The following is a 24,044-nucleotide window of genomic DNA, read 5'->3' as shown; positions in this document are numbered from 1 at the left end:
TTCGTAACCATTGAGGTGTAGCAGCATGACGACATCACGCAACGCATGGATCGCCGTCGATCACGGTCTCTGCATTGATCGCAGACTCGCGCCCTATACCCTCGTTTTGAAGGGCGATCGCTCCCTGTATCAGGCAATCGCCGAGGACCATTGGGTGCTCGTGTTGAGCCCTGCTGGGGAGATCATCCGCGCTGGGTGCGCGCTGCGGCTTCGTTCCGACCTCGAAACCACCACGATCTTCTTTGACCGGCTGTCCCTCGCTAATGCCCCGGTGCCGAGCGCCAGCGTCTCGCTGGCTCCTCCATCGTCGGGCAACGTTAGGCGCATCCAATGGGACGAGTTTGTCGCTGCGTTGTCTACGGCGTTGCATCAGACAGTCGGTGGCGTGCCGCTGGTCGAGGATCGGGCCTATATCCGCGAGCTGCTGCAACTGGCCGTGGTGGACGACCTGCTTGGTCCCGCGGGTGGCCCGCACGAGCGTATCGTAGACATGAGCGTGCGTGATCGCTATCTGGTTGGCAAGCTGGCGCCACGTGAGGATACGCAGGGGGGTATCGAAGGGCTGGAAGGTCCGCTGGCCGAGGAGGGTGTAGAGGAACCCACCGACCCCATTGTGCCCGGCCAGCATGAACCCGGTGCCGAGTTCGGTACGGCGACTGGACGGGTGGAGCCCGAATCGGATGCGTCGGATGAGATTGACGCTTCCAGCAATCAGTCGCTGGTACCGAGCAGCTTCGGCATGACTTTCTGCGTCGATAGCAACGCGGAATGCATCGAGGTTGAAGCGCGTTGGGGTAGCTACGAGCGTGTGCCCAATGACGAACATGAGCTGACGCGACCCAATGGGCAGAAGGCCAAGGTCTGGCAACGTATCCCTTGTGGTGGAAAGCTTGTCCTGCCGCTTACCGAGGGCGTGATTTCCCATCAGGCGCCCGACGCAAATCGCCCATCGGTGCGGGTACAAGGTTCCGTCCGTGCCAAGAACGCCAACGGAGACCGCTTGGTGACGCTGTTCCTGATCAACGCACAGGATGAACCCGACGCCAACCGAGACACGGCATGGCTGTTCCAGCCGGAGCTGATCGTGCGTGCGGAAGCCGATGCTCCCGAGCGCGCCATCTTCCGTCGCCGCCCCGTGCTGGACGCTGATGGCATGGACACCGAACGCGAATCGCTGGAGATGATCTACCGAAACCGCGTGGAGTTCGCTGTTGGGCATGGCGTTGCTGTTCACGCCGAAATAGCGGACGATGTAACGCTAGCTACCGAGGTGTGCACCGCCGTCCTGCCCCAGTACGAAGTGCAGGTTACGGAGACGCCAGGCCTTGACCCTGACGACCGTCGCGCGATGAGGGAAATGGTGGCGAGCGGCCTGCTCGACATGCAGCACCTTGCCACATTAGGCATCACCGAATTAGTCGATGCCTTGAACTTGCTGACGAAGGATTATGCGGAATGGATCGCCGAGCAGCGTAAGCGCATTGGCGCGGACGTGGTTGGGTATGACGCGCAGGCCGGCCAGGCACTGGATCGGTGTCAGGAAATTCAGACCCGCTTGCAGCAGGGTATCGACACCCTGAAGCGTGACGAGAAAGCCTTGGCGGCTTTCCGCTTCGCCAACCGGGCGATGGCCATTCAGCGCTTGCGCAGTCAGTACGCGCTTGAAGTGAGGCGTGGTCGTGACGTGACGATCCAGCAGTTTGATCAGCCGGAGAACCGGAGCTGGCGTCCGTTCCAGTTGGCCTTTCTCCTGCTATCGATTCCGTCATTGGCTGACCCCATGCATCTGGATCGAGTGCAACCAATGGAAGCACATGCCGATCTGTTGTGGTTCCCCACTGGCGGCGGCAAAACTGAAGCCTATTTGGGCGTCGCAGCGTTCACTATGGCGATTCGCCGTCTTCAAGGCAAGCTCGGCGGTTACGACGGATCGCGCGGTCTGGCGGTGATCATGCGCTATACGCTGCGCCTGTTGACCCTGCAGCAGTTTCAGCGCGCCACCGCGCTGATCTGCGCAATGGAGGCGCTGCGGCGTGAGGCTCTGACCAGAGGCGATTCCGCGTTGGGACACGAGCCGTTTACCATCGGCCTGTGGGTCGGTAACAAGGTGACGCCGGGCACGACCGAGGACAGCCATCGCGCGATCGAAGATATTCGCAACCCTGGAAAAAACCACGCTGGAACGGCATCGCCCGTGCAACTGACCAGTTGCCCGTGGTGTGGCTCCGACATCGCGCCTGGGCGCGACGTTGAGGTCGACAAGAACCACGGGCGCACGCTTGTCTATTGCGGCGACAAGAAGGGGCGCTGCGAGTTCTCGCGCGGCAAGTCCAGCAAGTCGCCACACCCTGGTATTCCGGTGTTGACGGTTGACGAGGAGATCTACCACCGCCCGCCGACGATGATGATCGCCACCGTGGACAAGTTCGCCATGATGGCGTGGCGCGGTCAGGTGCGCACGCTGTTCGGCCGCGTGAGCCAGGAATGCGAGCGCCACGGCTTGCTGTGGCCTGGCTGCGAATGCAATACGGGCCACCGTGCGGCCAGGGGATTATCTGCTGCAGCGGTGAAGCCAGTCAGTCCGATTCGTCCCCCCGATCTGATCATCCAGGACGAATTCCATCTCATCAGCGGTCCGTTGGGCACGATGGTCGGCTTGTACGAGTCTGCTGTCGACGAATTATGCGGCTGGACGCTTGATGGCAAGACGGTCAAGCCGAAGATCGTTGCATCCACGGCGACGGTGCGCAAAGCCAAGGAGCAGGTGAGCAACGTGTTCATGCGGGGCGTGTCGGTGTTCCCACCACATGGCTTGGACGTGGAAGATAACTATTTCTCGGTGCAGCGCTCGATCGAAGCAAGACCAGGGCGGCGTTATCTCGGCGTGTGTTCGCCCGGTAGCTCGCGTCCGGCGATGTTGATTCGCGTCTATACCGCCTTCCTCACCGCAGCTCAAGCCTTGTTCGATCGTTTTGGCGAGCCAGCCGACCCGTACATGACGATGGTCGGCTACTTCAATTCGCTGCGTGAACTGGGCGGCATGCGGCGCTTAGCCGAGGACGACGTGCAAACACGTTCCTACCGCGTGCAAATGAGTATGGTCGAACGGCCCGCGCTCGCACAGCGTGGCGTCAACAACATCCGCGAACTGACGTCCCGCGTCTCCAGTCAGGATATCCCGAAGTACCTCGACGATTTGGAGGTCAAGTTCAAGGTCGCGTTCGACGCTGCCACTGGGAAGTATGTGACGAAATGGAACGAGGGTGACACTCGTGCGATCGACGTGGTGCTGGCGACCAACATGCTGTCGGTTGGTGTAGACGTGAATCGCTTGGGTCTTATGGCTGTCAACGGCCAGCCCAAGGGAACTGCGGAATACATCCAAGCCACCAGTCGTGTGGGCCGTTCTTTCCCTGGGTTGGTCTGCACAGTGCTTACGTGGGCGCGTCCGCGCGACCTCTCGCACTATGAGACCTTCGAGCATTATCACGCGACTTTCTACAAGCACGTGGAAGCGCAGTCTGTGACGCCTTTCTCGCCACGCGCGATGGATCGCGGCCTGACTGGCGCGCTCCTATCCCTGATTCGTTTGGAAAACGATGCCTTCAGCCCGAACGTGGGCGCAAGCGAACTCGACAAGTCCGACAAGCCTGAGATCACTGAAGCCATCGACGTGCTGGTGCGGCGGGCTTGGAACGTCAGCGAGACGCCCACTATCAAGGGGCTGGCCGAGCGTGAACTGAAGGAGCGCGCGGACGAATGGGCGAAGCAAGTGAGCGTGCCCGGTCGTACGCTGGCCTATGAAAAACGTGGCGCGCAGGCTGCGACGATGGTCGGGCTGCTTAAGTCACCGGGCATCCACGCGTGGGACAACTGGACGGTCCCGATGTCGATGCGAGAAGTGGAGCCGGGCGTGCGCCTGATCATGAACACGGGACATATCTCAGACGACCACGGGTGGAAGCCGCGTCCGGTGCCGAAGGACGAAGATTGACCATGACTAACAATAGAACCCCGGTTGGGGAAGTCCGCCCTAGCCAACTGCTTTGGACATACGGGCCGGGCGCGCTGATCGATTTGCCAAGCCTTTCGGTGGTGACGTTGGGCATCGACCAGTGGGAGAAAGACAGATGCCAGCCCATTCCCGAGCCGCGCCTGCTTGCCGCCGTCCGTAAGGTTCTTGGACCGCAGGTTGAGAGCCTGCGCATGCCGCCGTTCCAGAAGAGCGAACTTGTCGATCCATGGTCGGCAGAGGCGAACATAGGCGTCCCCGTTCGACCGTTCCCACGCTGGATGCGCTGCGTGAAGTGTGGCCTTTTGTCACCTTTCGATGCTGGCCTGTTCGAAATCAAGGAAAACCGCTTCCGACCGGAGCGAACCCGCTTCGTCCATAAAGGATGCCGTGGCTCCAAGGGCGATCAGCCCGCGAAAGATGCCGATGCTGTCCCAGCCCGTTTTCTCTTGGCCTGTCGTGACGGCCATCTCGACGACTTCCCATGGCACTATTTCGTCCACGGCGGCAATAGCTCATGCAAGGGAACGCTGCGCTTCTTCGAGAGCGGAGCTTCGCTGCAGACCGAGAACCTTTGGGTTAAGTGTGATGCCTGCGGTGCATCGCGCAGCATGGCGAACGCGTTCGGCAAGGCCGGGAAGGAAAACTTGCCGAGCTGCCGAGGTAGGCATCCCCACCTCGATCATTTCGACGAGGAGTGCGATGAGGAGGCGCGGGCCGTTCTGTTGGGTTCGACGAACAGTTGGTTCCCGATCACCCTGTCGGCGCTTGCTATCCCGCAGGCGGACGACCCACTCGGCCAGTTGATTCAGGACGGCTGGGCGGTCTTTCAGGGTGTCGCGTCTGAGGCTATGGTGCCGATCGTGGTGCAAACGCTGAAGGTTACAGGCGGTTTTCCGGGTATCGAGAAACATTCGGCGTCAAATATCTGGTCGGCCATCGAAGCCCATCGCAACGGTGGCGGACAGGAGGCTGTTGGCGAGGCAGACATCAAGGGGCCTGAGTGGGAAGTGCTGACGGCAGCCAATCCGCCGTCGGATTACCCGCATTTCATGAGCAAGAAGGTGGCCACTCCACCCGGCTTCGAGAAGCAGGTCCGCAGAGTGCTGTTGCTGGAAAGGCTTCGCGAAGTCAACGCCTTGCTAGGCTTTACTCGCGTCGAGGCACCCGAAGAAGCGAGTGATCCGAACGAGCGCCCGCAGATGGCAGGGCTTGCGTGTCGCAAGCCCGATTGGGTTCCCGCGAATCAGGTTCACGGCGAGGGCATCTTCATCCAGTTCGATGAAGATGGGCTCCAGCAGTGGGCGGCGCTAGAAGGTGTCAAACACGTCGATCGGATGCTTGAGGACGGTCACCGCGGTTGGCGCAATTCGCGTCACCTCGACCCGAACGAGGGCTACCCCGGCATCCGGTATGTCATGCTCCACACGCTCTCGCATCTGCTCATCCGCGAACTGGCGCTTGAGTGCGGCTACAACGCAGCGAGCATCCGCGAACGCATCTACGCCGACGTGTCGAGCGTGAATCCGCAAGCAGGCATCCTCATCTACACGGCGGCGGCTGACTCCGATGGGACGCTTGGTGGCCTCGTCGACCTCGGCAAGCCGGAAAACCTCGGTCGGCTGCTTCGGCAGGCGCTGAACCGATCGAAGGTCTGCTCGTCCGATCCACTCTGCTCGGAGCACGATCCGAGCAAAGACCGCTCGTTGCACGCGGCGGCCTGCCATGCGTGTAGCTTGGTCGCCGAGACCTCGTGCGAGCGCGGCAACCGTTACCTTGACAGATCATTGCTGGTGCAGACCCTCGATCGAGGGGATGCCGCGTTCTTTGCGGGGCCGTGACATGGAGGGGCTGCTGGAAGCCGTCACAACCGTGGTCTGTCTGATCTCCCCCGAGAAAATTCGAGCGTTGGCGGGCAGGATTCGGAGGATCGGGGGCGGGGAGGCGAATGTCTCGCTATCGGATGTCGTGGGCACACCTGCGGCCAAGGCTATCGTTGATCAACTCGTCACCGCTTGGCAGGCCACGTCGGTCGGTCCCATCGAGTTGGCCTCGATGCTGCTCGCCGCCAGCCATACGTTCGAGAACATGTCGACTCGCCAGTCCACCGAACTAGTGTGGACGGGGCCGACGACGCCATTCGTGTCTGCACGTCGAACGGAGCAAGCGCTCCTGCAAGTCATCAATGCTGCCAAGCAAACTCTGTTCGTCACCAGCTTCGTGGCCTATGACGTCTCGACGATCGTGAAGGCATTGAACGAAGCAAGCGCACGAGGTGTGAGCATCTATATGCTCCTCGAATCATCCCAAGATCATGGTGGCAGTATCTCGTTCGATGCGATCGGAAATATGAAGGCCCTCGTGCCCAATGCGCATCTCTATACGTGGCGAGATCAGGGCGAAATATTCGCTGACGGACGAGTACATGCCAAGGTGGTAGTGGCCGATCGACACACTTGCTTCATTACCAGCGCAAACCTGACTGGATTTGCCATGGAGAGGAACATGGAGGCAGGGCTGCTGCTTTCTGGAGGGAATATCCCGCAGATGCTGGAAGAGCATCTGTGCGCATTGGTGTCCTTGAAGATCGTTTCTCCGGTATGAAAGACCCAGTGCACCTTCTCCAAGATGCCATTGAGGACGAACGGTGTGTCCTGCGCGGCTATGAGAAACCTTCGGAGGTGTTGACCTTCGAGACCCTGCGCGCTCTCGATTACGTATTTTGCCGAGAGCTGATTCCTGAACTGAAGGAATTGGACGAATCTGGACTACGGATGGAGAGCGTCCGTAAGTACTCTATCAATGCAGCCTTGAAGCGAGTCCTGCCGTCCGAGTTGAAATCAGATGCGCCCAGACTCTTCACCTCCAATGCTGCGACTGCTGCGCAGACGGATGAGTTTCTGTGGCGGATGGGTTGCTTGACGATGGCCGAGAAACAACTGACTCTGTTGCGCTCGGGAGCCCTAAAAGGGGAGGTCGATAAGAGAAAGGTGAAGGGAATGACGCTGCTTGTCCTGTCGATACAAGACAGCACAGCCTACCGGGAACAGGTTGGGTTTCATGGGCTGAACTGGCTCAGTGACATGACGGTAGCGGAGGATCGGCCCCAGGAGGCTGCCTTGGAGCTTCGCCACATGGAAATGCTCCCCCGCCTGACCGGCAATCTTCGTAGTAACCATTCGCCTGAAGACCGATCTTTTGATGGTGTCGATGACTACTTCAAGGAATGGGCAGTCCTGTATCTGAGAAGAATGTCTTTTAGGGATATGCTGGCAGACGACGACCGCTTTGGAGGTCGTGCCTATTCGGCGTATGTGGCTGTTCTCGAAGCGCTCTCAGCCATGTCGCAGCAGAGGCTTTGCTATGCCGGACTGTTGAATGCTGATGATCCACGCATTGGAGTCAGGAATCTCTTGACCGGCGGAGCACTTCACGAGGAGTTGATCGAAGGGGTTGCCAATTTTCTTGATGCATCCCGACAAGAAATATCGGAGCTTTTGGATCACCTGACGTTGAGCCCTGCAAACGCCAAGGACCATCTAGAGCGTGGAGCACAAGCATTCGCCCCGGCAGTCAGGACGAGCCAGCATTTGGTGGCGCTCCCGATGTACGGCCTGGAACTCAATCCATTTCTATTTCTCTGGGCGGAGCTGCGCAGGCGGTACGAGAAGGACTGGTTTGATGCGGCAAATCGACGGGAAAGCAGATGGGTTGCCGAACTGCGAGCACAGTTCCCTGCGCCGCGTTGGCACTGCCTTGATGGTGTCAAGCTGAAGCGGGATGGTAAGACTGTCACTGATATTGATTTCGTCGTCTACGATGCTTGCTGCAATAGCGTCATTCTTTTCCAGCTCAAGTGGCAGCAGCCCTTCGTGGGTGACGACAAAGTGCGTCGGAACAATGCGAGTAACCTGGTCGATGACAGCAATAAATGGATCGCTGATGTCGTGGGCTGGATGGAGGCGGCTGGAGTTAGCGGCTTGAAGGAGCGTCTTGCGATCAAAACCGATGCTGCTCTCTCCGTTCACCTCGTCGTGCTAGGGCGGTACCATGCCCACTTCACGTCTGCAAGTGGCCATGATTCCCGGGCTGTCTGGTGTGATTGGGGCAACTTCCTACGCGAGCGAACCCAGCGGCCCAGCGATTCAACCGACGAGTTCGTGGTCTCTCTTGGAAAATCGGTGGAGCGGGTGACGGCCGAGGTGGAGCCGGAATCGTTTTTCGTTCCTCTCGGCGACATCCTGATGCTCGTCAATCCGACGCGCGTACATCGATGAACTCATAATCTTTGCGGCGCAGTACGGTACGCTACAATCTTCTCCAGCAGTCAGGTGTTGACGTGATCTGCGCTCGGTTCCGTTGGCGCGTTGCAGTCGGGTGGGCAATCGAACCAAAGTGTTTCCGAAACTTGGGGGCACATTTGGGGGCACGTAGCGATCGGAGAATCTATAAAATCCTTGTGTGTCAAGGATATGTCGGGGGAATTCAATTCCTGCAGCCGCACCAATACCGAAAAAGGGGTTACGCGATTTCCGCGTAACCCCTTTTTTCGTTTCGGCTCTCACAGCGAGCACCTGAATCGACGCACATGTTTTCCGCGCGCCGGGATAGACATCGCGTCACATCTGCCTGAACAACCCCGCATACGCGCGACTGACCGGCAGCATCTCCCGTTGCCCGCGCACCCGAATCCTCAGCCTTCCCAGCAAATCGCGTTCGACGCGGTCGATCGCTGCGTATGCAACGATCACCCCACGATGCACCTGCGCGAATCGTCCCGAATCGAGCCTCGGCATCAGTTCCTTCAATGGCGTGCGAATCACGAGCCGCTCGTCGGCCGTCACCACTTCGGTGTATTTGTCCGCCGCCTGAAAATACAGCACGTCGTCGACCGCAACGAGTCGCGTCGCATCCTTCACCCCCACCGTCAACCAGCGGATCGGCGCTGCGTCGCGCGATTGCGCTGCCTGCGCGAGCGCATCGGCGTGCGCGGCCGACGGCCCGCCGCGTTGCAGCTTCGCGATACTGCGCAACAGTCGCTCGTCCGTGACGGGCTTCAGCAGGTAATCGACCGCTGCACGATCGAACGCATCGACCGCATATTCGTCGTAGGCCGTGACGAACACGACATGCACGTCGGGCGCCAGCGACGCAAGCTTCAACCCGTCGATGCCCGGCATCCGGATATCGAGAAACGCGATGTCCGGGCGCGGCGATGCATTCAACGCGGCAAGCGTTTCGACACCGTTGCGCGGCATCGCGACGATCTCCAGTTCGGGCCAGAGTTGTCGCAGTCGCTGCGCAAGCAAGGCTGACAGGTTCGGTTCGTCGTCGGCGATGAGGGCGGTCGGCATGTCAGTCGAGCGGAATCAGCAGGGTGGCGACGACGCCATGCGCGGCATCGGCGTTCGTTTCGATGGATACGCGGCCGCGTTCGCCGTGCAGCGCCCTGAGGCGCGCGGCGATGTTGGTGAGCCCGACGCCGCCATGCAATGGCGACGCTCCGCTCCCGAGGCCGACGCCGGTATCGAGCACGCTCAATTCGAGTTGATCGCCGTGTCTGCGTGCGCGAATCGCGATCTCGCCGCCGTCGATCGACGGCTCGATCCCGTGCAGCAACGCGTTTTCCACGAGCGGTTGCAGCAACAGCGGCGAGAACGGCAGCGCATGCAAATCCGCTGGCACGTCGATGACATACGAGAGACGCTCGCCGAGCCGGATCGACGCGATCTTCAGCAGCGCCTCGACGAGTTCGAGCTCTTCGCCGAGCGTCGACGTTGCATCGCGCGTGCGGCGCAGGCTCGCACGCAGGTAGCGGTTCAGGCTGTCGAGCATCGTCGACGCGCGGGCCGGGTCGCGCTCGATGAGGCTCTGCACGTTCGCGAGCGTATTGAACAGGAAATGCGGTTCGATCTGCGCCTGTAGCAGCGCGAGACGTGCAGCCGTTTCGGCCTGACGGGCTTCGGCGGCCTGACGGCGCTCCGTTTCGAGCGTCGCACGCATGCGCGCCGATTGCAGGAACAACGACACGCAGACGAACAGGATCGCCGAGACGAGGAACGACGGGCCGTAGTTGTTCCACGTAACGATGCGGGCCGATCCGAACACATGCGGCACCTTCCCGCCGACGATCGCGGCCGCGATCTCGAAACCGGCGAAGACACTGACCGGTGCGATGACGATCGCCTTCAGCGCGAGCCCCGGTGTGCTCGGTAGCAGCCGGTTCGCGGCGGCACTCAACAGCAGCGCAGAGAACCCGATCGCGTTCGAGACGACGAGATAGGGGACGACAGGTTCGTCGAAGTGAATGATCCAGAAACCCAGGCCAACGACCGAGTTGAAGCATGCAAACCCGAGCAGCGCTGCCGGATCGCGCAGCCAGCGTGGTGTGCTGACGGCTGGCATGGGCGGGATCGTCGAAGTATCCGGTCGGGTTCGCATGGTGTCGAATGAAGGTGGGCGCACGATACGCGCATGGCGTGACCTTACTGCCCCGTGCGTCGATCACGGACGAATTGCGACGAACGGCGCGCGGCTTCGACGAAGCGCACCGGGCGCCGACGACCGGGCGGTGGGCCGATTGCCGCCACGAGTGTAGAGGAACGCGGGCGGAAGGGCATCATGCGGCGCGGCGATCGAATGACGAAAGATGCTGTCTCCGGAGATGACAGGCTATTGGACATCCGGCGCCGAGCGATCATCGCGTCGCATCCCTGAACGATCATCGCCGTCACGCGCGATTCGTCCGCGAATTCACGTGCCCTGTCGCAAGTCCCGCCGCGCCGCGCGCCCCGGCGCTACGGTGTCGCCGTGTTCAACCCGATCCGGTGATGCCAACCATGTCCACGCTCTTTCACCTGAAACCATACGTGTACGTGCTGTTCTGCATGCTGCTCTATATCGGCATCAAGCGCTGTTTCCCGCGCGAAGTACCCGCGGCACGACCGTTGATCTCGCCCGTCGTGCTCGGAGTGGTTGGCTTCGTCAGCCTGAACGGGCTCTTTCCGCATGCAGGCGCTGGCGCGAACGTGCTTGCGCTGGCGTCCGTCGCGGCGGGTGTCGCGCTGGGCTGGCTGCATGCGATGCGCTGGCGGCTCCAGTACCGGGCGACGCGCTCGGGCGTGCGCGTGCGCCTGCCCGGTGATGCGAGCCTGCTGGTCACGCTGATGCTGACGTTTGTTGCAGAAACCTTTCTGCATTACGCGGTAGCGGTGCACGCGCCGTGGGCTGCGACGACGGGCTTCGTGATGCTGGCGTTCGCGGTGTGGGGCGTACTCGTCGGGATGCCGCTCGGGCGTGCGGTCAACGTGGTCGTGCGCAGCCTGCGCGAGGCCGGTGGAATGCATCGAAACGACATCGCTTGCCCGGTCGATTCGCGATGAGTCGGTGAGGCCGAAAACAGTCGGCGAGGGCCGCGATTGCGACGGCGTTGATGGGTCCGACACCGGGGCGGGATCGAGCGAAAACACGCATGCCGCACACGCCGTTGCGCCCCCGTTTTCCTGTCACGCTCGCGTCACGAGGCGCCCCTAAGGTTGCACGTTCCCGTCGCGGCGCCAATGCCGCGAACGGGTATGCGCATCCCGCCCACGACGCCGTGCCCGCGTCGCGCGCGGTCGCCGGGATCTCGCTCCCGGCGACGCATCGACCATGTACCGCATCATTCCATTCGAAAACACGATCGACGTCGGTTCGAATCGAATCGCACCCGATCAGGAGACAGGACCATGTTGAGTCCGCATGAATTTTCGATGCTGCTGCGCATTGCGCGCTCGCCGGACGGCGTCGACCCGACGAACCCGGCCTTCGCCGTGCTCGTCGAGAAGCGGCTGGTCGACGATACGCAGGTGCGGGTGAATGCCGTAGCCGCGCGCCCGGCGCTGACGCCGATCGGACAGCTGTTGCTGGCCCGCTTCGACGAAGCGGCTTGAGGGAAGGGAGCGGAACTGCCGACGAGCGTCACGCCTTCGCCGCAGCGAAGGACGTGACGCATCGACCGCGCGGAAAACCGCTTACTGCGCGACCGGCACGGTCACGTCGGTGCCGAACCAGTGCATCGAGATCTTCTTCAACGTGCCTTCCTTGCGCAGCGAATCCAGTGCATCGTTGATCGCTTTCTCGAACTTCGGATTGCCCTTGCGGAACGGGATCGCCATCTCCTGCTTGCCGCCGTTCAGCACCGCGCCCGCGCGCAGTGGCAGGTTCGACGTCTTGATCATGTACGGCAGCATCAGGCGGTCGTCGAGCGTCGCCTCGATCCGGCCGGCGGCGAGGTCGCGCAGTTTTTCCGGCGCGCCCGGATACGTCTGCACCTCGATGCCCGGCACGCTGCGCGCCATCTGGTCGTAGTTGGTGCCGAGCGTCACGCCGAGCTTCTTGCCCTTGAAGTCGTCGAGCGACTTGAAGTTGCGCGGGTCGTCCTTGCGCTGGATCAGCTGCGCGGCCGAGTACGTGTACGGCTCGCTGAAGTCGAGCGCCTCCTTGCGCTGCGGCGTGATCGTGACCTGATTCACGATCACGTCGAACTTGCCGGCCTGCAACCCCGCGATGATGCCGCTCCATTCGGTCGGGACGAACTGTGTCTTCACGCCGAGCTTGCCGGCGACCGCATTCGCGACGTCGACGTCGAAGCCCTCGAGTTGCCCCGACGTGCCGCGCGAGTTGAACGGCGGATACGTGCCTTCGAGGCCGACCCGCAGCACGCCGGCTTTCTTCACCGAATCGAGCAGGTCTTCCGCGTGTGCGGCGATCGCCGTGAAACCGAGCGCCGACGCGAGTAGCAGGCCCGACAACAGGAACTTCGAACGTTTCATCGCAGATCTCCAGGGTGCAGTGTGGTAATCGAGCGCCGGGCATCGGTCGTGCCCGGGCTGGGCCGGAATACGGGCACGTAGACACTACTCGCAACCGGCGCGCGCCGGAAGTCGAAGTGGCCCTGATTGCAATCGATTTCAGCCGGCGGCGGGGTGGCGGGGCAGTGTGGCGACGCGTCACTGAACCCGTGCTTCCTGCACAGTTCCTTGACCGGCATACCGGCCTCGGCTTCCTTCAGAAACCCGATGATTTGTTGTTCCGTAAAGCGCTTCTTCATGTTCGCCTTCTTTCCCGAAAACGAACTTTACTAGACTCCGGCTGGCCCTGTTTGCAGGGGGGCAGGTCAATCAGTTTATGCTTCGCACACAAAAGTTCGGATAGGCTCCCGACAGCAACCGCCAAACCAACCCTGCGCACGAAATTGGCATAATCACGGCTCGCTGACGCGAGCGCTGAGACGCAGGCACTGTCGTGCCCCTGCCAAATCGCCGCACCGGCGCATTGATCCCAGTCCAGTTACAACCGCACTACCCATGTCGATCACCCCTGCGACCACCGTGTCGCTGCAACACATTCTCGAGCACCCTGGCGATTTCTCCGGTTGGCTCTGCCTGCCGCCAGCGCCATGGACGCTCGACACCGAGGGCGCATTCATCGAAGACGCCGACGACACCGACGCCGACACGCCACCCACCACCGCCCCCCAACCCGGCTGGCGCGTCACGCTGAAAGGCGCGACGATCGAGGACATCGTGATCAACGCGCATGACCAGGTCGACGAACCGAGCGTCACGCAGTTGCTCGACGCGTTCGTCTTCTACGTCGACAACGACGAATTCATTCTGCTCTGACGACGCACACCACGCGCCACAGTAAAAAAGGACCGCCGGGCGGTCCTTTTTTCATGAAGCATCAGCGCCGGAGTGAAGCCCGGCCCTCAAGGCAACGAAATCGTCAAATTCGCCGACTCCGGTCCGACTTTGATGATTTGCGAATAAGGCGCCAACGCCTGCAGTGTCTTGTCCTTCAGGTACGTATTGAGCCCGAGATACCCGAGCAGCGCGACGAGCGTGAATACCGCCCCGATCGCCCAAACCGGCACCTCGCGCTTCAACCGGTGCGCGATCTGATCCGGCAACGGCCAATGCGGCGCAAACGGCGCGCGCTTGCCCTTCATATGCGCGATCTCGTCGCCCAGCCGCGCAGTCAGGTAAGCGAGCTTCTCCGGCCCCTCGAGCAGATACTTGCCCTGGAACCCCAGCAGCAGGCACATATGAAACACCTCGAGCGACTGCAACCGCGCCGCGCCCTGCGCGCGACATTCCTCGAGATACTGAAAGAACTTCTCCCCGGCGAGCTGCTCGCCGAACAGCACGAGCTGCAGCGGCCGGCGCTCCCAGTCGGCGCGGATCTTGAACTGCGACGACAGCACCATTTCATCGACGGCCGCGCAATACGCGAACTTCGCGCTATACACGTCCTCGGCGGGAATGTTCAGCTTCTTCGCGCCGCGCTCGAAATCCGACAGGAATTCCTGGATTTTCGTGCTGAACTCGCTCGCGCTGTCCGGCGCGCGGCCGTTCTTGAGCAGGAACAGCATGAAGAACCCGTCGTACAACAGATCGAGCAGCGAGCGAGCCTGGAACGCGGCGTCGGTCGATGCCGGGGTGTGCATGGGGGCCGGCGCGTTGTCGCCGAACAGGGAAGGCGCGTAGCTCATGATGTGACCGCGATCAGTTCGAATTTCAGGTCATTGATGCCAGTCGGCGCGTAGATCATCGCGGACTGGGCCTGCAGCATGCGCTCGTACAGCGCGCCGCGCGAATCGAGCGAGAAATAGCACGCGCCCGGCCGTACGGGGATCGCGGGCGGCACCTGCGGCGTGTACGACAGCCGCACGCCCGGCATCGCCGACAGCACGAGCTTGTCGACGTCATCGGGTGCGCCGACCTTGAAGCGGGCCGGCACGGCATCGACGAGCTCGACGTTCGGCATGTCCGCGGACACCGCCAGATAGAACTCGGTCTTGTCGTCGATCTTGCCCGAATCGAGGCGGCCGAGGTGGAACGACGGACGCACTTCGTCGAGCGTGATCGCGAAATAGCGCGTCGAGATCACGGTGTCGAGCAGCTCGCGCAGCATCACGTCGAGACGCGCGAAGCTCGGGCCCGGATCGTCATGCCGGTAGACGGGCAGATCCGCGAGCGTGTAGCCCTTCGAGAAGGTCATCAACTGGCCGGCGAGGCGCAGCAGTTCCTGGAACAGCCGCTCCGGATGCAGCGCCGCATGCTGATGCAGGTGCGCAAGCGTCGCGAACGCGGCGTTCGCGGTATGCAGCAGCCAGAACGATGCGATGTCGCCCGAACGGAACTCGATGATGTTCTTCGACGGCTCACGATGAAAACCGTACAACGCATTGACCTTCGCCTGCAGTGCGTCGACCAGCTGACGCAGCCGCTGGTGCAGGATCGGCGACGCCTCGATCGCGAGGCACGGCGGCACGAAGCTGTCGTCGATCTCGAAGCCGGACGTCGCGGTGCGGCGCACGCGCACGAGCGGCACCGACAGCAACTGGTCGCGCGGCTCGCTATGCGCGATCAGCTTGACCTGCGTCTTCAGGAACGTGATGTCGGCTTCGGCGGCGTCGGTGAAGTTGTCGGCGACGCTCGTCTGCTCGCTGACGAAGCGCGTCATGAAGCCGGCGGCCGGATCGTCGCTGTAGTTGGTGCCGTTCTCGCGCAGCGGATGCAGCGCGAGATAGAACACGAAGTCGTTGATGCCGTCGGGCAGCGTGTCCAGCGCGATCGGCGGTGGCAGGTCGTCGGCCTGCGGCGCGGCGTACAGCGCGCCGTCCGGGAACACGAGTGCGAGTTCGGCCACGCGCAGCACGTTGCTGCCGAGCGCATCGCGGTCGATGCGCACCGAGCGCACGCCCCAGTTGTACGGCTGGATCGCCTGGATGGATTCGAACAGGCGCGCCTCATGGTAGGCGTCCTGCCGCTGAAAGTGTTGAGGCCGGAGGAACAGCCCTTCCCCCCAAAGCACCTTGGCCGAATAACTCATGTCAAATCCGGTTAATGTGGCGTTGCGATGTAATTGATTTGGTCGTGCCCGAATTAATTGCCAATTTGTTAACTCTTGTTAATTGACATTCGTGCATCATGTTTAACCGCAGGTGACCGACGAAAGCAAATTCAGCGGCTGTGAAGGCGCACCCTGTTGCGGTGTGATGACAGAGCCGTCGGTGACCGTCATCGCGCAATTATGCAGGCCGATGATTATGCCGGATTTCTCCGACTTCGCCGGGTCGAACGTCAGTTTCCATCGCTGGAGTGCGGGATCGCGGAACAATGCAACGATGCCGAACGCCTGCGCTTCGCGCGACACCTTTTCGGTTGCCGTATAGCGCTGGCCCGGAATCAGCGTGATTTCGCGCACGTTCAGCAGATCGGCGCCCAATGCGGCCTTTTCCTTGGTCGGATCGGTGAATGCGTCGAACGGTGCCTGCTGGAACGATGTCGGATCCTTCAATGCGTAGAGTCTCACGACCAGGGCGAGCGGCTTGTGGTCGGTCGCGGCGTTGAGGTTGGGCGCGGCCGCCAGCGTGAGGCCGATGTTGCGCGGAGGCTTCTGCGCGTCGGGCACCTCGGGCTTGCCGATGCCGGCCGCCTGCATGACGGCGCTCGCGGCCGAGCCGAGCAACGGAGCGGCCGCACATCCGGCCAGGAGTGCGCAGGCAATCAGCGGCAGCGCATAGCGAATCATGGACGATCTCATCGTATTTCCGGCGTGCCGCCTTTTGCTCCCTGTCAAAACTGCCGGGTATTTCCGCGTTGTTGCGAATGCCCCGCTTATCTGTCGTTCAACTACGTCCAACTATTAAACATGCATGCGCCGCGCCGTGTTTCCGGAAAATTTTTCCGCTATCTGCGTACGGCGCCGTCGAATCAGTAAAACTTGCGCATTTCGGTCGAAACGAGAGCCCGCGAGAGGCTGCTCCCACAAGCGTTTCGAGGGGGTAGCGCACGGATTTAAAAGGAATTACTCTGCACGCAGCGATTGAATTATGAAAAATTGATCGGTACTATACCCGCGCGCTTCTTGCAAAGCAAAAGAACCAGATTCTCAACGATTTTAATACTCACGCGCCGGTGGATATAACGATGAAAGACCGTCTCTTCGCAAAATTGTCTGGGGTAGTGCTGGCCTGCGGCGTGATCGCCGGTTGTGCGAGCCAGCCGCCGGCGCCGCCGACTGCCGAGGTGTTCAACAAGTCGCTGGCCGATGCAGACGCCGTTGCGAAGTCGGGGGACCAGGACAAGGCGCTCGGCCTGTACCAGCAGCTCGCGAAGTCGGATCCGACGCGCGAGGAACCGTGGTCGCGCATCGCGCAAATCCAGTTTGCCCAGAACCACTATGGCCAGGCGATCGTCGCCGCGCAGGAAGCACTGCAGCGTGATGCGACCGACCGTCAGGCGAAGAGCGTGCTCGCCGTCGCGGGCCTGCGGATCGCGACGCAGTCGCTTGGCGAGCTGCGTCAGGATTCGTCGCTGGCCGGCGACGCGAAGTCGGATGCGCAGGCGCTCGCCAAGCAGCTGCGCGACACGCTGGGTGAATCGGCGCTGTTCCCGCCGGAGCAGCGGGTCGTGAAGGCGCGTACGACGCGCCGCGTGATTCATCGTCCGAAGGCCGGTGCCGCAGCGGCAACCGAGGCAGCCGCCGCTGCAACCACCGCACCGACGCCGCCCGTCGCACCGCAGAAGGGTGGCGCCGACCCGTTCAGCGCGCTTCGCTGATCGATTGACGCGACAAAACCACAACTAACCTGGGAGCCGTCGAGATGGCCAAGAAAGAAAGCATTCAGAAAAGCTTGCAGAAAATACGGCCGCCGCGCGTCCAGCTGACCTACGAGGTCGAGAAGGGCGACGCGATCGAGGTGAAGGAACTGCCGTTCGTCGTCGGGGTCGTCGGCGATCTGGCTGGCCAGTCGGAAGTCGAGCAGCCGAAGCTGCGCGATCGCAAGTTCGTCAACATCGACCGCGACAACTTCGACGACGTGATGAAGGCGATCGAGCCGCGCGCGGCGTTTCAGGTGGAAAACCGCCTGAGCCCGGAAGGCGGCAAGTTCGCGGTCGACCTGAAGTTCCGTTCGCTGTCGGATTTCAGCCCGGACGAAGTCGTCGAACAGGTCGAGCCGCTGCGCCGCCTGCTCGAGGCGCGCTCGAAGCTGGCCGACCTGCGCAACAAGCTCGCCGGCAACGACAAGCTCGAGGATCTGCTGTCCGACGTGCTGAAGAACACGCAGCAGCTGCAGGAGCTCGCGAAGGGCACGGGCGGCGACAAAGACGGCGAATGACGACGGAGTGTTGAGATGAACCAGCAAACGGCTGCGGCCCAAGCGAGCGGCGCGGAATACGCCGCCGGGACTTCGCTGCTCGACGATATCGTCGAGAAGAGCAAGGTCGCGAAATCCGATTCCGAGCATGCACGCGCGAAAGACCTGATCGGCGAACTCGTGCATCAGGTGCTCGACGGCACGGTGATCGTGTCGGACAACCTGTCGGCGACGATCGACGCGCGCGTCGCGGAGCTCGACCGCCTGATCTCCACGCAACTGTCCGCGGTGATGCACGCGCCGGAATTCCAGCGCCTCGAAAGCACGTGGCGCGGGATGGACTACCTGGTCAAGGAAAGCAACACCGGCCAGACGATCAAGATCAAGGCGCTGCACGCACCGAAGCGCGACCTCGTGCGCGACTTCAAGGGCGCCAGCGAGTTCGACCAGAGCGCGCTGTTCAAGAAGGTCTACGAAGAGGAGTTCGGCACGTTCGGCGGCTCGCCGTTCGGTGCGCTGATCGGCGATTACGAGATCTCGCGCCAGCCGGAAGACATGTACTTCATCGAGCAGATGTCGCACGTCGCGGCAGCCGCACACGCGCCGTTCATCGCATCGGCGTCGCCGGAGCTGCTTGGCCTCGAGTCGTTCTCCGACCTCGGCAAGCCGCGCGACCTCGGCAAGGTGTTCGACACGGTCGAATACGCGAAGTGGAAGTCGTTCCGCGATTCGGAAGACTCGCGCTACGTCGGCCTTACGCTCCCGCGCTTCCTCGGTCGCCTGCCGTTCAATCCGAAGGACGGCCAGACCGCGGAGAACTTCAACTTCGTCGAGGACGTCGACGGCACGGAGCACGACAAGTACCTGTGGTGCAACGCGGCGTGGGCATTCGCGGCGCGCCTGACGGCGGCGTTCGACGACTTCGGCTGGTGCGCGGCGATCCGCGGCGTCGAAGGCGGCGGCCTCGTCGAGGACCTGCCGACCCACACGTTCAAGACGGACGACGGTGAAGTCGCACTGAAGTGCCCGACCGAAATCGCGATCACCGACCGCCGCGAGAAGGAACTGAGCGACCTCGGCTTCATCCCGCTCGTTCATTGCAAGAACTCGGATTACGCTGCGTTTTTTGCTGCGCAATCGGTGCAGAAACCCAAGAAATACAGCACCGACAGCGCGAATGCGAACGCCGTCCTGTCCGCCCAGCTTCAGTACATCTTCTCGGTATCGCGCGTTGCGCACTACCTGAAGGCGATGATGCGGGACAAGATCGGTAGCTTCGCATCGGCGCAAAACGTGGAGACTTTCCTCAACCGGTGGATTTCGCAGTACGTCCTGCTCGATGACAACGCGTCGCAGGAACAGAAAGCGCAATTCCCGCTGCGCGAGGCATCCATACAAGTGTCGGAGATTCCGGGCAAGCCGGGCTCGTATCGTTCGGTCGCGTTCCTGCGCCCGCACTTTCAGCTCGACGAACTCTCGATTTCTCTGCGACTTGTCGCTGATCTGCCCAAACCGGCAAATTCATAAGCGAGTAAATCGCCCGGGCGGGCCGCCTGGGTAGGACGTTAAAACCACCTCTTTGGGGAGTCGAAGGGCCATGTTACATATGCACTTGCAGTTTGGTAGTCCGGCGGTGAAGGGCGAGTCCGCGGACAAAGACCATCAGGGCTGGATCGAACTGAAATCGTGGGATCACTCGATCGTTCAGCCGCGTTCGGCAACGGCATCGACCGCTGGCGGTCACACGATGACCCGTTGCGAACACGGCGACATGATTTTCACGAAGGAAATCGATTCGTCGAGCCCGCTGCTGTACCAGCACGCATCGGGCGGCACGACGTTCGATGAAGTTACGGTCCATTTCTCGCGCGCAGACGGCGAAGGCAAGCGCGTCCAGTACCTGGAAGTGAAGCTCAAGTACGTGATCATCTCGAGCATCGCACCGAGCGTCCGTGAAGAAGGTCTGCCGCTCGAGACGTTCTCGCTGAAGTACGCAGCCGTGCAGTGGAAGCAAACCCAGCAGAAGATCGGCGGCAACCAGGGCGGCAACACGCAAGGCGCCTGGAGCCTGACGAAGAACGACAAGACCTACGCGGTCTAAAGTCGGTTGCGGCAACGGGGCGCTCGGCGTCCCGTTGCCGTTTTCGCTGTGCGCACCGACCGATGAAACGATTCGAACCCAGTTTTCTCGACAAGCTGTTCGACGACGAACCGCACCTGCCGGCCTCGGCAGCGATGCGGCAATTGTCGCTGGACGAGCTGAAGAACACGGTCGCCCGCGACGTCGAGGCGATCCTCAATACCCGTATCGCCCACACCGAAGTCGAGCTGGCCGCGCTGCCGGAATGCCAGAAGTCGGTGCTGACCTACGGGCTGAACGATTTCGCCGGGCTGAGCCTGGCGAGTCACTACGACCGCGCGTTCATCTGCAAGTCGATCCAGCAGGCCATCGCGCGCCACGAGCCGCGGCTGCAGCAGGTGCAGGTGACGTTCGAACTGAACGAGCAGTCGACCAACGCGCTTTATTTCGCGATTCAGGCACTGCTCGTGGTGCACCCGGCCGAAGAGCCGGTGAGTTTCGACGCGATGCTGCAGCCGTCGACGCTGCAGTACTCGGTCACGCGCGCACGCGCAGCAAGAATGCTGTAAATCAAGCCGCCGAGCGGGCCGGACCGCCCGGTGGTAGATCAGGTCCGGCAGGAAATATTGAGGTTCGGGGTCGTCGATGGAAGAATTGCTGCCGTATTACGAGCGCGAATTATCGTTTTTGCGGCGCTATTCGCGAGATTTTGCCGAACGTTACCCGAAGATCGCGGCACGGCTCGCGTTGTCCGGCGAGCATTGCGAGGATCCGCACGTCGAGCGGATGATCGAGTCGTTCGCGCTGCTTGGCGCGCGGATCAACAAGAAGCTCGACGACGATTACCCGGAGTTCACCGAAGCGCTGCTGGAAGTGCTGTATCCGCACTACCTGCGGCCGTTCCCGTCGTGCTCGATCGCACAGTTCACGCCGGCGTCGCCCGGCCAGCAGACCGAACCGGTCGTGGTCGCACGCGGCACCGAGCTGAAGAGCCGCCCGATCCGTGGCGTGCAGTGCCGGTTCCGCACCGCATACGACGTAACGCTCGCACCGATCCGCATCTCGGAGGCGCGCTACACGCCGGTCGCGCTCGCGCCGAGCGCGACGGTGCTGCCGTCCAACGCGACGGGCGTGATCTCGATCACGTTCGAATCGCTTGCCGCGCAACTCGATCTCGGCGCGCTGAAGCTGCCGACGCTGCGTGCGCACCTGCACGGCGAACAGTCGTTCGTCGCCGCACTGACCGATTGTCTCTTCGTCAACGTGCTCGGCGCGTACGTCGAGCCGGAGCGCAACGGCCGCTGGACCGCGCTGCGCAAGCTGCCGATCGCGCACGCCGGCTTCGACGAGGACGACGCGCTGATCGACTACCCGGCGAAGTCGCACCCTGCGTATCGGCTGCTCACCGAATACTTCGCGTTCCCTGACAAGTTCGATTTCGTCGATTTCGATCTGGCGGCGATCGCACGCGCGTCGGGCCGCTGCCAGCGCGCGACGCTGCATCTCGTGCTGCAGGACGTGCGCAGCGACTCGCACGTCGCGCGGCTGCTCGACCTGCTGACGGCCAGCCATTTCCGGCTGTTCTGCACGCCGATCGTGAACCTGTTCCGCCAGCACGGCGAGCCGATCCGCATCACGCATCGCGCGGTGTCGTACCCGGTGATCGCCGAGGCGCGGCGTGCGTTCGCGTACGAGGTGTACTCGATCGATTCGGTGAAACTCGTCCGCCAGCAGGCGCACGATGAATCGGTGATCGAGTTCCGGCCGTTCTATTCGCTGCACCACGGCGAATCGGCGCGGATCGGCCATTACTGGTTCGCGCGCCGCAACGACTGGGTCGCGCAGAAGAGCCCCGGCTACGAGACCGAGATCTCGATCGTCGACATCGACTTCGAGCCGACGTCGCCGCAGACCGACACGCTGAGCCTCGACCTCACCTGCACGAACCGCGACCTGCCGTCGATGCTCGCGTTCGGCCTCGAAGGCGGCGACCTGTTCCAGGAGGGCGGCGCGCAGACGAGCGGCATTTCGCTGCTGCGGCGGCCGACGCAGAGCGTGCGCTTCGAGCGCGGCCGCGCCGCGCACTGGCGGCTCGTGTCGCACCTCGCGCTGAACCACGTGTCGCTGGTCGCGCACGGGCTCGCGCCGCTCAAGGAAATGCTGACGCTGTACGACCTGCGGCGCACCGCCGTGTCGATGCGCCAGATCGACGGGCTGGTCGGGATCGAGCAGCGCGGCGCCGTGCAATGGCTGCCGGGCAAGCCGTTCGCGACCTTCGTGCGCGGCATCGAGATACGGGTGACGATCGACGAGGAGCACTTCGTCGGTGCCAGCCTCGCGTCGTTCGTGCGCGTGCTCGACAGCTTCTTCGGGCTGTACGTGCACCTCAACAGTTTTGTTCAATTGGTCGTCGTGTCGAAGCGCACCGGCGAGGAGATCACTCGATGCAAGCCCCGAACCGGCGAATCGATCCTGGCGTAGTCGACGCGCTGCTCGACGAGCCGCACCGCTTCGAGTTCTTCCAGGCGGTGCGCGTGCTCGAAGGGCTGTTCGCGCGGCAGGCGTCCGATGCGCCCGGCGCGTGGCGGCACGGCGACGTCGTCGCGCAGCGCATCGAATTCCGCAACACGCTGTCGCTCGGCTTTCCGCCGAGCGAGATCGAAGGCGCGCGCTCGTTCGACGACGACGGCACGCTGCTCGATTCGGGCGACGCGCGCGGCGCGGCGCTCGCGGCCCGCGAGCTCGGCCACGTCGAGCTGACGCCCGCGTTCTTCGGGCTGCTCGGCGGGCAGGGCGCGCTGCCGCTGCACTACACCGAGCAGATCGTCGCGCGCGAGCACCTGAAGCGTGACCATGCGGCGCGTGCATTCTTCGACGTGTTCTCGAACCGCGCGACCGCGCTGTTCTACGCGGCGTGGAAGAAATACCGGCTGCCGTTCCACTACGAACTCGATCGCGACGAGCGCTACCTGCCGCTGCTGCTCGCGATCGCGGGTGTGCCGAGCGACGAGGTGCGCGACAGCCTCGCGGCCGGCGTCGGCGGCGTGCTCGACGAAGCCGTCGCCGGCTATGCGCTTGCCGCACGGCACCGGCCGATGTCGGCCGCGTACCTGCAGCGCACGCTGTCCGACTATTTCCGCGTGCCGGTGAAGATCGACCAGTTCGTCGGCAAGTGGTACGACGTGCCGGCCGACCAGTTGAGCGTGCTGGGCGAGGTCAACGCGGTGCTCGGCGCGACGGCGCTCGTCGGCGAACGCGTGTGGCAGCGCGACATGCGCGCGCGCATCGTCGTCGGCCCGCTGTCCAAGCGCGACTACGAGGCGTTCCTGCCCGGCGGCGCGCAGGCCGTCGCGCTCGAACGGATGCTGACGCTGCTTGCCGGCGTCACGCTCGAATACGAGGTCAAGCTCGTGCTCAAGCGCACCGAGGTTGGTGCGAGTGTGCTCGGCGAGGGCTCGCGACTCGGCTGGGACGCGTTCCTCTGCACGCGCGACGCGGCCGAAGACCGCTCGGATGCCCGCTACGAACTGCACGTGATTCACTGATTCCAAGGGGCTGTCTACATATGGAACGCGCATGCGAATGCCCGAAATCGTCCGTCCCCCAAGGGGACTTCCTTGCGGGGCGCAGGCAAGAAGCGAGGAGCGCCGTTTGGCCGAGCCAAACAAGCGACGAACGACGCCGCCATGCGGGCGATTTCGGGCATTCCCGTGATATGTTTTTTTAAATTTGGGGTTGCCACGAGAACGGCCGTTCTCGTGGCAACGCATGCGCGTTCCATATGTAAACAGACCCTAACAACA

General features: G+C 62.4%; 20 protein-coding genes and 1 pseudogene. 14 read left to right on the top strand and 7 right to left on the bottom strand.

Going from position 1 to position 24,044, the window contains the following annotated elements; all coding sequences use genetic code 11:
• Positions 1-25: 25 nt before the first annotated feature.
• From drmA to BX604_RS05590, 4 genes are read left to right on the top strand one after another with little or no spacing between them, the layout of a single operon-like run.
• Positions 26-3,994 (top strand): DISARM system helicase DrmA, encoded by a 3,969-nt coding sequence (gene drmA / locus BX604_RS05605; protein ID WP_098549932.1) that lies wholly within the window; start codon positions 26-28, stop codon positions 3,992-3,994.
• A gap of 2 nt (positions 3,995-3,996) precedes the next feature.
• Complete coding sequence (gene drmB, locus BX604_RS05600) at positions 3,997-5,853, top strand: DUF1998 domain-containing protein (protein ID WP_098549931.1); 1,857 nt, start codon at positions 3,997-3,999, stop codon at positions 5,851-5,853.
• 1 nt (position 5,854) lies between these two features.
• The gene (gene drmC / locus BX604_RS05595) at positions 5,855-6,616 is read left to right on the top strand and encodes a DISARM system phospholipase D-like protein DrmC (RefSeq protein WP_098549930.1); all 762 of its coding nucleotides are present in this window, start codon (positions 5,855-5,857) and stop codon (positions 6,614-6,616) included.
• Positions 6,613-8,289, top strand: coding sequence for a hypothetical protein (locus BX604_RS05590; protein ID WP_098549929.1), 1,677 nt, complete (start codon positions 6,613-6,615; stop codon positions 8,287-8,289). Before drmC ends, BX604_RS05590 begins: the two co-directional genes overlap by 4 nt.
• Before the next feature lie 342 nt (positions 8,290-8,631).
• Here the strand turns inward: BX604_RS05590 and BX604_RS05585 are convergent, their stop codons facing one another.
• The gene (locus tag BX604_RS05585) at positions 8,632-9,366 is read right to left on the bottom strand and encodes a LytR/AlgR family response regulator transcription factor (protein WP_098549928.1); all 735 of its coding nucleotides are present in this window, start codon (positions 9,364-9,366) and stop codon (positions 8,632-8,634) included.
• A gap of 1 nt (position 9,367) precedes the next feature.
• Positions 9,368-10,390, bottom strand: a complete 1,023-nt coding sequence (locus tag BX604_RS05580) for a sensor histidine kinase (protein WP_373562420.1) — start codon at positions 10,388-10,390, stop codon at positions 9,368-9,370.
• Between the two features lie 461 nt (positions 10,391-10,851).
• Here BX604_RS05580 and BX604_RS05575 point away from each other — a divergent pair, with 461 nt between their 5' ends.
• Both BX604_RS05575 and BX604_RS05570 read left to right on the top strand, forming a co-directional pair.
• The gene (locus BX604_RS05575; RefSeq protein WP_098549926.1) at positions 10,852-11,394 is read left to right on the top strand and encodes a hypothetical protein; all 543 of its coding nucleotides are present in this window, start codon (positions 10,852-10,854) and stop codon (positions 11,392-11,394) included.
• Between the two features lie 345 nt (positions 11,395-11,739).
• Positions 11,740-11,943 carry a hypothetical protein gene (locus BX604_RS05570; RefSeq protein ID WP_098549925.1) on the top strand — a complete coding sequence of 68 codons (204 nt, stop codon included), beginning with the start codon at positions 11,740-11,742 and terminating at the stop codon, positions 11,941-11,943.
• An 81-nt stretch (positions 11,944-12,024) separates the two neighbouring features.
• Here the strand turns inward: BX604_RS05570 and BX604_RS05565 are convergent, their stop codons facing one another.
• Positions 12,025-12,825 carry a transporter substrate-binding domain-containing protein gene (locus BX604_RS05565; protein WP_098549924.1) on the bottom strand — a complete coding sequence of 267 codons (801 nt, stop codon included), beginning with the start codon at positions 12,823-12,825 and terminating at the stop codon, positions 12,025-12,027.
• A gap of 170 nt (positions 12,826-12,995) precedes the next feature.
• A pseudogene (locus tag BX604_RS05560) lies at positions 12,996-13,103 on the bottom strand (transposase); the annotation flags it as partial.
• Positions 13,104-13,359: 256 nt separating this feature from the next.
• On the opposite strand from BX604_RS05560, the gene BX604_RS05555 reads away from it, so the two are divergent.
• Entirely contained in the window at positions 13,360-13,677 is a 318-nt protein-coding gene (locus BX604_RS05555) for a DUF7716 domain-containing protein (protein WP_098549923.1), read from the top strand.
• 86 nt (positions 13,678-13,763) lie between these two features.
• Here the strand turns inward: BX604_RS05555 and icmH are convergent, their stop codons facing one another.
• From icmH to tssJ, 3 genes are all read right to left on the bottom strand, one after another.
• A complete protein-coding gene (gene icmH / locus BX604_RS05550) occupies positions 13,764-14,546 on the bottom strand; it encodes a type IVB secretion system protein IcmH/DotU (RefSeq protein ID WP_098549922.1) in 783 nt (260 codons plus the stop codon).
• Entirely contained in the window at positions 14,543-15,889 is a 1,347-nt protein-coding gene (gene tssK / locus BX604_RS05545; RefSeq protein WP_098549921.1) for a type VI secretion system baseplate subunit TssK, read from the bottom strand. The genes icmH and tssK overlap by 4 nt, the downstream gene beginning before the upstream one ends.
• A gap of 102 nt (positions 15,890-15,991) precedes the next feature.
• Positions 15,992-16,603, bottom strand: coding sequence for a type VI secretion system lipoprotein TssJ (tssJ, locus tag BX604_RS05540; protein WP_098549920.1), 612 nt, complete (start codon positions 16,601-16,603; stop codon positions 15,992-15,994).
• Between the two features lie 386 nt (positions 16,604-16,989).
• Between tssJ and BX604_RS05535 the strand changes: the two genes are divergently transcribed.
• From BX604_RS05535 to tssG, 7 genes are all read left to right on the top strand, one after another.
• Positions 16,990-17,622, top strand: coding sequence for a tetratricopeptide repeat protein (locus tag BX604_RS05535; RefSeq protein ID WP_098549919.1), 633 nt, complete (start codon positions 16,990-16,992; stop codon positions 17,620-17,622).
• A 44-nt stretch (positions 17,623-17,666) separates the two neighbouring features.
• Positions 17,667-18,182 (top strand): type VI secretion system contractile sheath small subunit, encoded by a 516-nt coding sequence (gene tssB / locus BX604_RS05530; RefSeq protein WP_098549918.1) that lies wholly within the window; start codon positions 17,667-17,669, stop codon positions 18,180-18,182.
• A gap of 15 nt (positions 18,183-18,197) precedes the next feature.
• Complete coding sequence (tssC, locus tag BX604_RS05525; protein WP_006751237.1) at positions 18,198-19,688, top strand: type VI secretion system contractile sheath large subunit; 1,491 nt, start codon at positions 18,198-18,200, stop codon at positions 19,686-19,688.
• A 70-nt stretch (positions 19,689-19,758) separates the two neighbouring features.
• The gene (locus BX604_RS05520; RefSeq protein ID WP_006477093.1) at positions 19,759-20,262 is read left to right on the top strand and encodes an Hcp family type VI secretion system effector; all 504 of its coding nucleotides are present in this window, start codon (positions 19,759-19,761) and stop codon (positions 20,260-20,262) included.
• Positions 20,263-20,324: 62 nt separating this feature from the next.
• Positions 20,325-20,810 (top strand): type VI secretion system baseplate subunit TssE, encoded by a 486-nt coding sequence (gene tssE / locus BX604_RS05515; protein ID WP_098549917.1) that lies wholly within the window; start codon positions 20,325-20,327, stop codon positions 20,808-20,810.
• 76 nt (positions 20,811-20,886) lie between these two features.
• Positions 20,887-22,722, top strand: a complete 1,836-nt coding sequence (gene tssF, locus BX604_RS05510; protein WP_098549916.1) for a type VI secretion system baseplate subunit TssF — start codon at positions 20,887-20,889, stop codon at positions 22,720-22,722.
• Positions 22,686-23,786: a type VI secretion system baseplate subunit TssG gene (gene tssG, locus BX604_RS05505; RefSeq protein ID WP_098549915.1), complete on the top strand. Its 1,101-nt coding sequence runs from the start codon at positions 22,686-22,688 to the stop codon at positions 23,784-23,786. The genes tssF and tssG overlap by 37 nt, the downstream gene beginning before the upstream one ends.
• The last annotated feature ends 258 nt before the right edge of the window (positions 23,787-24,044 follow it).

It is taken from the genome of Burkholderia sp. JKS000303, assembly GCF_002563755.1.
Classification (GTDB): Bacteria; Pseudomonadota; Gammaproteobacteria; order Burkholderiales; family Burkholderiaceae; genus Burkholderia; species Burkholderia anthina_B.
Note: the sequence above shows the minus strand (reverse complement) of the source record. Positions and strands in the feature narration are given on the sequence as shown.